We start from the raw sequence: 14,267 nt of genomic DNA on the forward strand, positions 1-14,267 counted from the left end.
TTTTTGTATAATTCTTGTCCGCTACCCATTTAAATTATCGTCTTTTAAGGATTTTAGCATTCCTTCGTTTCTTATAATATTACTGTTAATTTTATTGTACTGATTTGAGATTATATGCCTGGTATATGTTAACCAGGATTCCTTAGTACCAAGATCTTCAACTAACTTAGACATCAGGTCAAAATCTCTGGGCTCATCGACCGTCATGCGTATGTCTGAAAAATCATCTACGCAGGAAAAATTAGCTGAACTGAAAAGTTTACCACCATTGAAAGTACAGTTCTTACGCAGATAAGGAGTAACGTGTTCTCTCTCTGATAGAAGTTCAGCTTCTTTCCAGGCTTTCTCCAATGCTTCAAATTTAAAAACTTCAACATCCTGTCCATCCGGAAAGCGTTCCAAAAGAATATTTGATGCATAGTCAGCTTCATTTACTTTTGCAAACTTAACTACTGCATCTACCAGTTCCGGATCGATTAGGGGGCAATCAGATGTCACACGAACTACCCATTTCGGTTTGAAGGGAAGCACTGCCTGATAATACCTATCCAAAACATCATTAATTTGTCCTCTGCTTACTGCGACATTCCAGGTTTTGCAAAGACTGGCAATCGTATTGTCTTCAGGATCTGTTGTAGTTGCAATAATAATTTTATCTATCTCCTTACAATTCTGTAAACGTGTAAGCTGTATGTTCAGCAATTCTTGCCCCTGAATTTTTAAAAGCACTTTTTTAGGTAACCTTGTGCTACCTGATCTGGCCTGAGAAACCAAAATAGTCTGTTCTAATTCCATAATGAAGGGTTTAGCAAATCAACTTGTTTGACCGTGATCTCATCAATTTGATTAATTAAATTAGATGGCAATAAGTAGCTAGCATCAGATAGGTTTTGGTTTAGCTGATCCAGATTATCAACCCCTATCAATACATTTTGAATCAAAGGCTGTTGAAGACAATAATTAATTGCGAGTTTTTGAATTGAAATATTATTCCCAATCGCCATGTTTTTTAGATAATCCAATTCCGGTTTTAAAGACCTTGCAATCTTATTGTCACTATCAGATTCAACAAAAAATAATCCTTGCAGAAAAGCAGACCGGGTATGGACTTTTTTCCCACTATCATTTATTTTACTCAACATTTCTCCCCGAAGATTAATATTGTCCAATAGGTTAAATGGCAGCTGTATAATATCGATAAATTCGTCTTGCAATATCTCCTCAATTTGTAAATTAGTGTAAGCAGAAACTCCTATTGATTCGATCTGACCTTGAGCTTTTAAGGCACTTAATTTAACAATCTCGTCCTTATTGATTTGATATGATTCGAATGAATGAAATAAAAAGCCTTTTAAGTTATCAACATTCAACTCATTTAGATAAGATTCAATTTTTGTAGTAATTGATCCATGAAAATTGCCTGGTATTTTTGTAATGATATCAAAACGTATATCAGGATACTTTATATGAAAATTGCCAATAATTCTATGGGCAGTTCCATATGCCTCTGCAGTGTCTAAACATCGAATTCCACTTTCATAAGCGCGAATTAATATTTTTTCAACTTCACTCTCCCTAGGCTTCCCTGCCGGATTATTTATACCATAGTCTAATCCAAATTGTACCGTTCCCAGGATTAGCTTTTGAATCTTATCTGGCATCAGTTGGATTAAAAATTGCCATTCGGATCAGATTACAAAGCTTACCATCATAATATCCATGATCCCTGTAAACACCCTCAGTTGAAAATCCCAGCTTTCTATATAAATTCAATGCTGCAGAATTATCTTCCACAACGCCCAAAGTGATTTTTCTTAATCGAAGTTCACGAAAGCAATGATCAATAACTATCTCTGAAGCTTCTTTAGCATAACCCTTACCCCATTCATCGGAATCACCCATCATAATTCCATACTCACCTAAGCCGTGTCGCTTATTTACAGGATCTATCTTTATATTGCCTATATGCTTTCCACCTTCTTTTAAATGAATCGCCCAAAATAGCATGGAATCATTAGCTTCCACACTTTCCAAATATTTTCTAAGATCCTCAATTTTGTAGTTGCCGCCTGTTTCGAGATACCTAAAAACCTCTTGATTGTTCATCCATGCAACATATTCAGTTGTACAATGAGTTAAATTCAAAGGCCTTAAACTTAACCTTTTAGAATTCAGCGTGGCAATCATTAGTTATTAAAATAATCTCTGATTGATGCTATGACAAATTCCTGCTCATCATCTGATAAGGTAGGGTACATTGGCAAACTCAGACACTGTCTATAATATTGCTCGGCCAATGGTAAGTCTCCCTCTTTCCAGCCCAGGTCCCGATAATAAGGCATCAAATGACATGGAATATAGTGCACCTGAGGGAAAATATCCCTTTCTCGTAAATAATTATACAATCCAAGCCGATCCTGAGTTTCAATCACATATAAATGGTATGCGTGTCCCTCTACATTGCCGCTGTGGCCCCTTATATAAGATTTATCCGAAAAAAACTCGTTGTACCTAGAGGCAATTTCTCTTCTTCTTTTCAAACCAGAATCGGCTCGTTTGAGTTGACTTGAACCTAGAGCCGATTGGAAATCGGTTATTCTGTAATTAAAGCCTAATGTTTGCATTTCCATATACCATCCTGGGTAAGAGTCAGATTCCTGACCAGTTGCAAAAGAAGGATCGTTTTTAAAGAGATCTGAATTGCGAGTGATGCCGTGCGTCCTAAGCATCAAAAGTTTGTTATAAAGCTTTTCGTCATTGGTGGTAATCATTCCGCCTTCACCTGTTGCTATGTGTTTTACCGGATGAAATGAAAAAATGGCCAGGTCTGCAAAAGCACCGTTTCCAGAGTTTTGCTGAACCCTGTCATTATCAGTAAAGTATGCGCCCGGAGCGTGGCAGGCATCTTCAATTAACCAGCAATCATACTCATTCGCAAGTTTTTTAAATGCCTGAAGGTCGACCGCCCTGCCGGCAAAATCAACCGGAATAATTCCTTTATAAGTTCCTTTAGGAGATGCTTGCAAAAGTGCCTCTACTTTAGCTATATCCAGCAAATAGGTTTTAGGATCTATGTCAGCAAAAACAACATCAGCTCCACAATAACGGACACAATTAGCTGAAGCAGCAAAGGTGATTGGGCTGGTTATAACTTTATCGCCTGGTCCCAAATTAAGCGCCAGCGCTGATAGATGTAGTGCTGCGGTACCATTCGAGATGGCTACAGCATATCTGGCGCCAATATATTTCGCAAAATTCTCTTCAAATGTCTTTATGGCTGGTCCCTGCGTCATAAAATCTGACCTCAGAGCCTTTATAACCTCTTCTACATCCTCTTCAGTAATATATTGTCTTCCGTAGGGTATCATATTCAGTTAAGAAAGGAATTCATGAAAAAGAAGGATCAACATGTTCCTTAATCAGAGCACGTAAGGTTTCAACGGTCTCCCATTCCTGGTTATTTCCAGAATTGTAAGCAAAACCTTCCTCGACTTTTTTAGCAGTAAATTTTTGCTTAAAATCACTTAAAGACCATTTATGAGTTGCAGGCAATATCGTAAAATACTTGCCAAGATCATAGGTATAGAAAGAATCTGAAGGTGTAATCATCTCTTCATGAACCTTTTCACCAGGTCTGATTCCCACAATTTCGTGTTTACATCCAGGTGCAATTGCATTGGCGACATCGGTAATTTTATATGACGGAATTTTAGGTACGAATATCTCACCACCCCAGGCATGTTCAAGTGCATGCATAACCATATCAACACCACCGTCAAGAGAAATGTTAAAACGGGTCATATTCGGATCTGTTATTGGCAAAACACCATCAGCTTTTTTCTTAAGAAAAAATGGAATAACTGAGCCGTTAGAACCCATTACGTTACCATATCGAACGACTGAAAAAATTATTGGATTTTCGCCTTTTATATTATTTGCTGCTACAAACAACTTGTCAGAGGTAAGTTTTGTGGCTCCATATAAATTGATTGGTGCGCAAGCCTTATCTGTAGACAAGGCAACAACACGCTGAACTGCTGTTTGAAAGCAAGCATCAATTACATTCTGTGCACCATTGATATTGGTTTTGATACATTCATCCGGGTTATATTCTGCAATCGGCACATGTTTCATCGCTGCAGCATGTATCACGAAATCAACACCCTTAAATGCTCTGATCAACCTTTCCTTATCCCTTACATCACCAATAAAAAACCGTACCTGAGGATATTTGGACTCAGGATAATCCTGAGCCATTTGAAATTGTTTTTGCTCGTCGCGTGAAAAAATAACAAGTCGCTTAACGCTTGGATATTTACTCAGAATATGCGATGTAAGTGCCTTACCCAGGGAACCTGTCCCTCCTGTAATGAGTATTGATTTATTATTTAACATAGTTATTAATTCGTGAGGCTTAGTTTTTTAAATTCTTTGCTAGTCTCAATAAGTTCATTGTAGATTCCCTCATCAACAATTTGCCCATCTTTTAATATGATTATATTATCGCATTTCTGAATGGTAGTAAATCGGTGAGCTATTATTATTATGGTACATGAACCTTTAATATTATCAAGAGCCTTGATAATGTATGTTTCAGTGATATTATCAAGTGATGAGGTGGCCTCATCAAGTATCAGGACTTTAGGATTTCTGTAAAGCGCCCTGGCAATACCTAAACGCTGTCTTTGCCCTCCGGAAAGTCTGACCCCACGTTCACCAACAATTGTATTGTACTGGTCAGGAAGATCGTTCATGATAAATTCATCTAAGCTTGCAAGTTTAGATGCGCGTTTGACATTGTCAAAATCAATTTCATCAAATCCTAATCCAAAAGCAATGTTCTCTGTTATCGTCGCATCTGTTAGGAAAATCGTTTGAGGAACATACCCAATCATATTTTTCCACGCATGTATATTCTCATGGCATATAACAAGGCTATCAACGGAAATTGTCCCGCTCTCAGGTTCATGAAGGCCCAAAAGCAGATCCACTAAAGTTGTCTTTCCGGCTCCTGTCCCTCCCACAATTCCAACAGTAGAATTACAATTAATAGTTAAATCTAGCCCATCAAGGATTTTACGGTCCGAGTTTGGATACCGATATACTATAGAATTGAGTTTTATAGAATTTGAAAATGGTATCTCCATTATTAATGACTTAATATCTTCTTCTGCTTCAGTGCTTTGTAAATCATGTTGAATTATCTGAAGGGAAGGCCAGCCTTGTTTTAGTGAAGAAATGCCCTGGAATATGATCTGAATAGCAGGAATTATCTTATATGCTGCAAATGCGTAAACACCCAATACCGGTAATAATTCTCCTATGTCTTTCAAAGTATATAACATAATTAAAGTTACACCTATAAGCAAGCTGAAAGCTACTGTTTCCAAAACGAACTTTGGCAATTGAGCTACAGTAGTCGATTTAGCCCAAAGGTTGGCATATATCTTATTATTCTTATTGAACTTTTCAATAAAATTGCTCTCCTTTTGGTAGACTTTAACATCTTTTATCCCTCCCAGAACCTCGTTTAGTACAATATAGCTATGTTTAGCTGCTTCTCCTCGTCTTGTAGCAGTATTTTGGCTTCTGTTCCTCAAATAAATCCAAAAAATCAATGCGAATGATGATACCAGTAACATTATTGAAACGGCAACCTTAAATTGTACAATTGATATCAGTATTATAGCCAGAAATAGCAAAATTATGTTCGAAAACATTTGTAATAATGGCGTTACCCCATACCCAATAACGAATTCAATATCAGACCAAATGATTTTATTTAGTTCTGATGTATTTTTACCCAGGAAATATTTGTATGGTTGATTAACATAGCTTTTTAATAATCGGGATTGCAATGATTGCCGCAATGAACCAGTAAAAAGGTTGGTATAATGTGCCGAAATACCCTTAACTAAATTGGAAAACGCTATAACTCCAATTACAGCTACCCCAATGAACATAATGAAACTTGAATAAGTTTCAAAGCCAAATGAGGCATAAAGGAATGATAATATGCCATTAGTGCTTATTGACTGGGGATTACCTATGAGTGCAAAGAAAGGCATCATCGATGCAATTCCAACAATTTCTAATAAAGAAACTACCATCGCTAGCAATAGAATAAACATACCATGACGAAGTTCGCTGGCCAAGAAGATTGATAAAAAAAACTTTGCTCGTCTGATCATACTATGCGAACATACCCATTTCTATCCATTGGTTTAATATTAAAGCCTGGAATCAACAATCTCACGGTCAAGAAATGCCTTTGTATCGTAAATAATGGCATTGTCACCATTCTTTAAACCTCTATAGTCTAAAAGAGCAAATTCATCATGACTGACAGCCAGGATTATAGCATCATATTTTTTGGAAATTTCAGAAACCAGCTGAACTTTATATTCCTGTTGTACCTCCTCCTTATCAGCATGAGGATCAAATACCTCTATTTTAAGACCAAACTGCTTAAGCTCCTTGTAAATATCTATTACCCTCGAATTTCTGATATCAGGGCAATTTTCTTTAAATGTCATGCCTAAAATAAGGGCTCGAGAACCATCTATACGGTGCCCTTTTTTTATCATTAATTTAATAACTTTATTCGCAACGAACATCCCCATATTATCATTTACCCTCCTCCCTGACAAAATAACTTGTGGATGATAACCTAAGGACTCAGCCTTATGAGCTAAATAGTATGGATCAACACCTATACAATGCCCGCCAACCAATCCTGGTTTATATTTTAGAAAATTCCATTTAGTTCCAGCTGCTTCAATTACATCCTGTGTATCTATTCCTATCCTGTCAAATATTAGAGCCAGCTCGTTAACAAACGAAATATTCACATCTCTCTGAGCATTTTCTATCGCTTTAGAGGCTTCAGCAACTTTAATATTGGGAGCTTTATGGGTGCCAGCAGTAATAATCGTCTTATAAAGCTCATCAACTATATCTGCTATTTCGGGAGTGGAACCAGAAGTAACTTTTTTAATCTTAGTTAAAGTATTTACTTTGTCTCCCGGATTAATGCGTTCTGGTGAGTACCCGCAAAAGAAATCTTTATTAAAAGATAAGCCACTAACCTCCTCCAGTACTGGTACACAATCTTCCTCCGTACAACCAGGATAAACAGTACTTTCATATATAACGATATCGCCCGGATTCAGCACCGTAGCTATCATTTCTGATGCTTTTATAAGGGGCTTGAGATCAGGTGCCTTAAATTGATCAATTGGTGTAGGTACCGTAACTATATAAATATCACAAGATGTCAGATCATTTATATCTGATGAAAATGTTAATTTTGAAGAGCTTTTAATCTCTTCCATATTCGACTCTTTTGTCCGGTCTACACCTTCGCTTAGTTCTTGTATACGAGTTGTATTAATATCAAATCCTACAGTGTTATTCCTTCTGCCAAATTCAACTGCCAATGGTAAGCCTACATACCCAAGTCCTATTACTCCGACTCTCTTTTTGTAAATGTCATTCATATTGATACAAACTAAAGTTTGATAGAACCAGCTCATGCTGTGAACTATAATGCCAAATCTAATATTATAAAAGTGCCTTGATATTTATTATGATAATGGGGAATAAATGTATTTTCTCTTTTTGTTGGTACTTGCAGCAGTTATTTAATAACACATGCCTTTCAATCTTATTTGGATTTTATAATAGCCGGCAAATTTAATTCAAGCTATTTAGAAATATAATTTATCGTAAAGAGATAATCATCGAAATATTTTTCTCATAACCAAAATACAAACTGCAATAAATCCTGCAATAAATCCACCTAATATAATTCCTTTTAATTTCCCGAATCTTGTCACTTCTAATGGTAGAATTGGATTATCTATGATCTGAATCAAAGGAGTTTCCTTTCTGAGTGAAACTTTTGCAATTTCCAGATTAGTTACCAGCTGGGTTAATATCGCTTGATTTGCCTGAATATCTACTTGTCGCACTTGCTGTGGAACTCTCAAAACTTGCCTAGATAAATTTGGATTGGGATTTAAATCTACCGCTGAAGCTACGCCTGAAAAAGCTGAATTCAAGGCTCTTCTAACAGAGTCTGTTTGATATTGAAGTATAGCAAGATTATCAACTGATTTTTTAGTTTTGGTTTCAATATAGAACTCTGATACTTTTTTTACTAATGTCTGAGCGAAAGCTTTGGAAAATGTTTCACTTCCGGAATTCACAATTACAGATATTATTCCTATTTTCTTGTCTTTTTTTACAATGGTAAGATTATTCTTGATCAGATCCTTATAGAATTTACCCAAAATACTATCTTGAGACCGTGTAAATTTCGTTCTATCACTTAATGGCAAAAACTGTACTTCCTTAAGTTTTGGGTCATCTTCCCAGCTTTTTCTGTATTGATTTATATCAATGTACAAATTAGCTAAAGTTTGGCTTTTTGAGTTACCTTCTATTGTGGACAAAAGTGTCTTCTCTATCATCGCACGAGACTTCATAAACTCAATCAAATTTTCACCCGAAAAAGCCCCACCACCACTACCACCCAGATCAACACCTACCATTGATGCTAAGCCTGCATAACCTCCCAAACCACCTTGGGACTGTGCATCTTCTAAAGCGAAATTCAGCTCAGCAATATAGCCCGGTTTTTGAGAATTTGCGTAAATTAAGCCTATTCCACCTCCAATTACCCCAGCAATTGCAATATATATCCAATTGTACAAAAGAAATCTCCACCACTCTTTTAGCTTCAACACTAAATCTGTAATTGAAATTTCCTCAACTTCAGAATGTACACTATTCATATATTTAATTATTAAGTATGACAGAAAACTTTGGGGTAATAATATTCGGAAATCAAAAATTAAATAATCTCAATTTAACCGATATATCTATTTTAAATAAACTAAAATTTGGCTATTTCACTAAATTCAATATTATAACAGCCAGGGATGCCAATCCACTTGAAACCCCGACAATTTCTGCAGCGCTTAAAGGTCTTTTATCCTCCTTTTGCGGAACAAAAAGCTCTGCCCCAGGTTCTATTGAGGGATAATTATTGAAGAAAAATATCTTTGATGTACTTCTTACAGAACCATTCGCATAAATTACATAAGATCGTCTTTTCAAAGATTTATTGGAAAAACCCCCTCCTTGTGAAATGTAATGCTTAAAGCCCCTTCCCTGACTAAAAATAGTAGTAACAGGATATAAAACCTCTCCATTGACTTTTACAGTTTGTAATTGTTTAGGAATTCTTAAGACATCACCTTCTTCAAGTATCAAATCGGCCTGAGTTCCGGGATTTTCAAGTATTTTATCAAGTTCTATACCTACATAAACATTTTTCAATATTTCTTCCTGAACTTTGGTTCCAACTGTATCTTTTACATTTTCCTGTAAACGCTGAAGCTTAGCTATTTTATTTTGCTCTTCTTCATTCTGATCAATAGAATTTTTGCCATCGGTTTTTGCCGGACCTTCACGCTTTAATGATGCACCTTTTGCGTAACCAAGTGCTGTTAAACCACCGGCGCGCCTTAACAAATCAGATACCCGTTCATCCTTATTTATAATGGTATACATGCCGGGATATAATACCTCACCTTCAACTTTCACCTGGCGTTGTACTTCATAACCTATAGAACTTCTTACTGAAATTATATCAAAGGGCTGCAATTCAAATTTAGGTTTAGAGAAATTCAAATCCTTGTCAATATCTACCTGAAAAACTTGTGCGGTAATTGCATCAGCAGCAGTTAAATTACTGTTTTTCACTCGTCTGGAGATTTCAACCCGCTGGGCAGTTGCTGCCTCCGTAAATCCACCAGCCTTGAGAATTAACTCTTCTAAGGTCATTCTTTCTGCATAGTCAAAGGTTCCGGGCTCACGAACTTCCCCATCAATGCTTATTTTATACTCCTCTTTCAGGTCGAATATAGATGAAACACTAATAATATCTTCCCTAAGTAATGGAATATCCTTTACACTACCATTCAATACTCCTGCAAGATCAACTGAGATCAACTCAGTTTGATTATCCGGTTTTAATCGGGTGATATACGCCCTTTGCCTGAACGCATCTTCCTTCAAACCTTCTGCCTTACGGACTAATTGAGATAATGTTAAACCTTGTTCCAGCTCATAGGCTCCGGGACGGAAAACTGCACCCTCAATACTAACACGATTGACAAAGCGCTCCAGTACACGATCCACAAAATATTTATCTCCGGTATTCGGTTTGTATTCCGAAAATTTATCTAAACTTATATCGGCTATCTTCCGCTCAATTTCTGTATTCTTTAAGACCTTCACTCTGGCCCTGAATGCATTCTCAGTGAAATCACCTGCAAAATTGATGAGGTCTTTGAAAGACTCTCCTGAGCGCAATTCAAATATTCCTGGACGTTTTACCTCTCCAACAATTTCTATGCGCGATTCATACACCGGCACGCGAATAATATCCTGATCCTGTAATCTTAAATTATCAGCCATTTCCCCTTTCATCAGGAAATCATAAATATCAAGGGTCGCTATTTTCTTCCCTCCACGTATCAATTCGATCGACCTGAAGGAGCCATTCTCTGTTGGTCCACCAGATGAATATAAGGCATTAAATACATTAGCCAGGGATGGAAGTGTATAAGTTCCCGGCTTAACAATCTCACCGGTAAGTATAACTTTTATACTTCGTATGTTTCCAACAGCTATATTCAGATTAGTGTTTCCATTACGCAATCCACTGTATACTGTTGATAATCGGGAACGAATCCTGGAAGTTGCGGCCTCAATCGTCAGTCCGGCAACTGGAATAATTCCCACATATTCTATATTAATATTCCCTTCCGGACTTACTTTGAGATTATACGAAGCTTCTGAGTTCCCATAAATATCAATCAACAATTCATCATTTGGGCCAACCACATAATTCTTAGGAGTTGCAATACTCAGATTAGGCTCAAAAGTTAATTTAGAATTTTTGAACAAATCTGCCCCGAATATTTTTGAGCGGAGTTCATTGAATGCCTTCTCTGCTTCTGTTTCTGGATCCTTTTGTAACTGGGTACTATCCTGCTCAAAATTCATTTCCCTGTCCCCCGATTCCTTTTTAGGCTTAACTTTATTAGGATCCAGGTCTGAAGACTGCTTTTTATCGTCTTTTTTTAATTTATCAACACGGTCCCTTAGTTTTTTAATCTCTTCAGGACGCATCCCACGAGCCTGCGCCATTTGTTCAAGCTGAGCATCACCCATTCCACTTGCTTCTGCCTGACGCATAAAAGATCTTACCTGATCATCGCTCAGTTCATCGACACGTATATTATTCAGATTCTGGGGATTCACCTGTGAAAAAGCAGGAATACTTATACTTACCAGGACAAGGAGAGCCAAAAGGCTGAAAAATTTGTTCATCTTCATAAAATGCAATTCCGCAAAGCTAATTAATCTTCTTTATTAAAGAGTACCCGATATTTGGTAATTTTATTTTGGTTATTAAGTTTTGACACGGGAATACATAAGAAATCTGTCACTAGTTATCTGACTGAATACAGTTAATATCAAATTCAGCAGCCTTCCATCTTGATACTCAATACTTGATACTCTATTCAAAATAATTCAAAGTATTAAATCCCCCATCTTTCAGATACTCATCCTTTTTCATCAGATGAAGATCAGACAATACCATTTCTTTTACAAGGGCAGCCAGATCATATTTCGGCTTCCAGCCCAGTTTGGTATTTGATTTTGTCGGATCACCGATAAGTAAGTCAACTTCTGTAGGTCTGAAATACTTAGGATCCACTTTTACTACAGTAGTCCCTGGCCTTAAGCTTTCCGCTTTAAGCTTTAAGCTTTCCACTTTAGCCTCATCGACATCAATAATCACCCCTCTTTCCTGTTCATCTTTTCCGCTAAACTCCACTTCTATTCCCAATTCAGCGAAACTCATTTTCACAAAATCACGAACTGTGGTAGTTACTCCGGTGGCAATAACAAAATCCTCAGGTTTCTCCTGTTGCAAAATAAGCCACATGGCCTCTACATAATCTTTGGCATGACCCCAATCGCGTTGAGCTGAAAGATTTCCAAGGTACAAGCAATTCTGAAGGCCTAGAGCAATCTTAGCAGTAGCTCTGGTTATTTTACGTGTTACAAATGTCTCTCCCCTAACCGGGCTTTCATGATTGAACAAAATACCATTGCAAGCAAACATATTATATGCTTCACGGTAATTAACAGTAATCCAGTAGGCATACATTTTCGCAACTGCATAAGGTGAACGTGGATAAAAAGGCGTTCTTTCTGATTGAGGGACTTCCTGTACTAAACCATATAATTCTGAAGTAGAAGCCTGATAAATCTTTGTTTTCTTCTCTAAACCTAGAATCCTTATTGCCTCAAGAATACGAAGAGTCCCTAAACCATCAGCATTACCTGTATATTCAGGGGTTTCAAAGCTCACCTGTACATGACTCATTGCAGCCAGATTATAAATCTCATCAGGCTGCGTTTCCTGTATAATGCGAATCAGATTAGTCGAATCTGTTAAATCGCCATAATGTAATTTTAATTTAAGATTGGCTTCATGAGAATCCTGATACAAATGATCAATTCTATCGGTATTGAACATTGAGCTTCTTCTTTTAATCCCATGAACAAAATATCCTTTATTTAACAGGAATTCTGTCAAATAAGCCCCATCTTGTCCAGTAATGCCTGTAATTAGCGCTGTCTTCATAGAAATAGTATTAAGTATTGGGTATTAAGATACCAGGAACTAAATTAGAAAATATTGATTCTACTGATAATTTTGCTTCGTTCATAATTATAAAGACATTTAATTAAAATCAGAATAACATTGTACTGGTAAAGGCGCTGACCTAGCGGCCACAATTTAGATAAATTAGACTGATCTCATTCATTTTCAAATCTTTAAATTATCAAATCCTCTAATCACATCCAGATATTATCAGGTCCTATTTGGCCACAATCCAGAAAATTAAAATCGATTTTTCTCATTTTCAAATCTCCAATTTACCAAATCTTCAAATCACCCAAGGTATGGCTCCGCCCCTTCAGTCACATTTTACAATATGACATCCATATAAAATGTATTATCAGTTAAACCCTTAGGAAACCTGAATCTTCTCTACAATATTCTTTCTTAAATCAACCTTAACCTGCAGGCCAAGTTCCTCTAACAGTAAAAGTGCATAATTACCCTTACTCTCCAATACTTCAGCTTCTTTATCCATCAACGCTCCTGAACGTATTCTGATCCTGTCGTTCACATTTAAATTACTAGCCTCAATACTATCATGATCATATTGCATCAGCCAGCTTTTGAGGAGATTCATCTCCTTTTCCCTGATTGTTGCCGGTTTCCCGCAATAATAAACGTATTGAACTACACCATGGACTTTAAATACGCTATCTCTGTCCTTATCCTCAAGACCCACAAAACAATAGGATCTGAATAAAGGCTCTTCTACCCATTTCCATCGATCGCTCCATAGTTTCTTTCTTTTTAACAGCGGACAATATACCTCTATACCTAATTGGGCCAATTTATCTGCAACGGCCTTTTCACAACGCGATTTTGTATAGAGTACGTACCAATTCATGCTAAATGATCAAAAATTAAAACCATCTCCTTATTATGCTTCTGTACATAAACCTCTGCATCTGCCTCTTCAAAGACAAGGTAGCGTATCTTCCTCCCGATCAGAGGCTCTGCCTTTTCGACCAGATTACTCAGGTAATTACGATCTATATTATCCCCTATTATCATCAGATCAATTATATCCGAATCAAGACCACGGGCTATCATCCCCTCAAGGTAAACACGCTGTACATTTCCTAAACGGTCAATTACCTGTTCGATTACTTCTTCTACACCAATAAACTTTCTGATAATACTGTTCAGATCCTTGAACAGGGGATGAAGGGTATTTGCACGATATAACTTCTTATTACCTTCTGATTCTGCCAATAACAGCCCGGCTTGCTCAAAACGATTAAGTTCCTGCCGGATACCATTGGTACTCTCATTAAACTCAGCCTCAAGGCTCCTTAGATATCCCTGATTATTGATGTTTAAAAAGAATTTAAGCAATAACTTAATTCTCGTTTTAGATGTTATCAGACTTTCGAGCATAATATTGAGTATAATTAGTACTCATTATATATATCAAAAGTAGAACATATTTTTAGAAATACAAGAAAAATATAGATATTTCATACGCAAGCAAGATGAGTTGAAGTTTGAAAAT

At 36.7% G+C, this 14,267-nt stretch carries 12 protein-coding genes; all 12 read right to left on the bottom strand.

Annotated elements, in window-relative coordinates; translation table 11 throughout:
• Nucleotides 1-21 precede the first annotated feature (21 nt).
• The 12 genes from VGE44_RS08095 to VGE44_RS08150 all read right to left on the bottom strand — a co-directional run bounded on the left by VGE44_RS08095 (nucleotide 22) and on the right by VGE44_RS08150 (nucleotide 14,152).
• Nucleotides 22-795, bottom strand: coding sequence for a glycosyltransferase family protein (locus VGE44_RS08095; protein WP_331077776.1), 774 nt, complete (start codon nucleotides 793-795; stop codon nucleotides 22-24).
• A complete protein-coding gene (locus VGE44_RS08100; RefSeq protein WP_331077778.1) occupies nucleotides 786-1,661 on the bottom strand; it encodes an aldo/keto reductase in 876 nt (291 codons plus the stop codon). The genes VGE44_RS08095 and VGE44_RS08100 overlap by 10 nt, the downstream gene beginning before the upstream one ends.
• Nucleotides 1,651-2,187 (bottom strand): GNAT family protein, encoded by a 537-nt coding sequence (locus VGE44_RS08105; protein ID WP_331077780.1) that lies wholly within the window; start codon nucleotides 2,185-2,187, stop codon nucleotides 1,651-1,653. The genes VGE44_RS08100 and VGE44_RS08105 overlap by 11 nt, the downstream gene beginning before the upstream one ends.
• On the bottom strand, nucleotides 2,187-3,368 hold the full coding sequence (pseC, locus tag VGE44_RS08110; RefSeq protein ID WP_331077782.1) for a UDP-4-amino-4,6-dideoxy-N-acetyl-beta-L-altrosamine transaminase: 1,182 nt from the start codon (nucleotides 3,366-3,368) through the stop codon (nucleotides 2,187-2,189). The genes VGE44_RS08105 and pseC overlap by 1 nt, the downstream gene beginning before the upstream one ends.
• Nucleotides 3,369-3,387: 19 nt before the next feature.
• Entirely contained in the window at nucleotides 3,388-4,395 is a 1,008-nt protein-coding gene (gene pseB / locus VGE44_RS08115) for a UDP-N-acetylglucosamine 4,6-dehydratase (inverting) (RefSeq protein WP_331077784.1), read from the bottom strand.
• Between the two features lie 5 nt (nucleotides 4,396-4,400).
• Nucleotides 4,401-6,191 carry an ABC transporter ATP-binding protein gene (locus tag VGE44_RS08120; RefSeq protein WP_331077786.1) on the bottom strand — a complete coding sequence of 597 codons (1,791 nt, stop codon included), beginning with the start codon at nucleotides 6,189-6,191 and terminating at the stop codon, nucleotides 4,401-4,403.
• A 39-nt stretch (nucleotides 6,192-6,230) separates the two neighbouring features.
• Complete coding sequence (locus VGE44_RS08125; protein ID WP_331077788.1) at nucleotides 6,231-7,499, bottom strand: nucleotide sugar dehydrogenase; 1,269 nt, start codon at nucleotides 7,497-7,499, stop codon at nucleotides 6,231-6,233.
• Between the two features lie 240 nt (nucleotides 7,500-7,739).
• The gene (locus VGE44_RS08130; RefSeq protein WP_331077790.1) at nucleotides 7,740-8,798 is read right to left on the bottom strand and encodes a lipopolysaccharide biosynthesis protein; all 1,059 of its coding nucleotides are present in this window, start codon (nucleotides 8,796-8,798) and stop codon (nucleotides 7,740-7,742) included.
• Between the two features lie 112 nt (nucleotides 8,799-8,910).
• Entirely contained in the window at nucleotides 8,911-11,412 is a 2,502-nt protein-coding gene (locus tag VGE44_RS08135) for an SLBB domain-containing protein (protein WP_414649300.1), read from the bottom strand.
• Nucleotides 11,413-11,596: 184 nt separating this feature from the next.
• Entirely contained in the window at nucleotides 11,597-12,733 is a 1,137-nt protein-coding gene (gmd, locus tag VGE44_RS08140; protein WP_331077794.1) for a GDP-mannose 4,6-dehydratase, read from the bottom strand.
• A 391-nt stretch (nucleotides 12,734-13,124) separates the two neighbouring features.
• Entirely contained in the window at nucleotides 13,125-13,619 is a 495-nt protein-coding gene (locus VGE44_RS08145) for a UpxY family transcription antiterminator (protein ID WP_331077796.1), read from the bottom strand.
• Nucleotides 13,616-14,152 carry a nucleotidyltransferase domain-containing protein gene (locus VGE44_RS08150; protein WP_331077798.1) on the bottom strand — a complete coding sequence of 179 codons (537 nt, stop codon included), beginning with the start codon at nucleotides 14,150-14,152 and terminating at the stop codon, nucleotides 13,616-13,618. Before VGE44_RS08150 ends, VGE44_RS08145 begins: the two co-directional genes overlap by 4 nt.
• Nucleotides 14,153-14,267: the final 115 nt, after the last annotated feature.

The sequence above is a fragment of the Daejeonella sp. genome (assembly GCF_036405355.1).
Classification (GTDB): Bacteria; Bacteroidota; Bacteroidia; order Sphingobacteriales; family Sphingobacteriaceae; genus Daejeonella.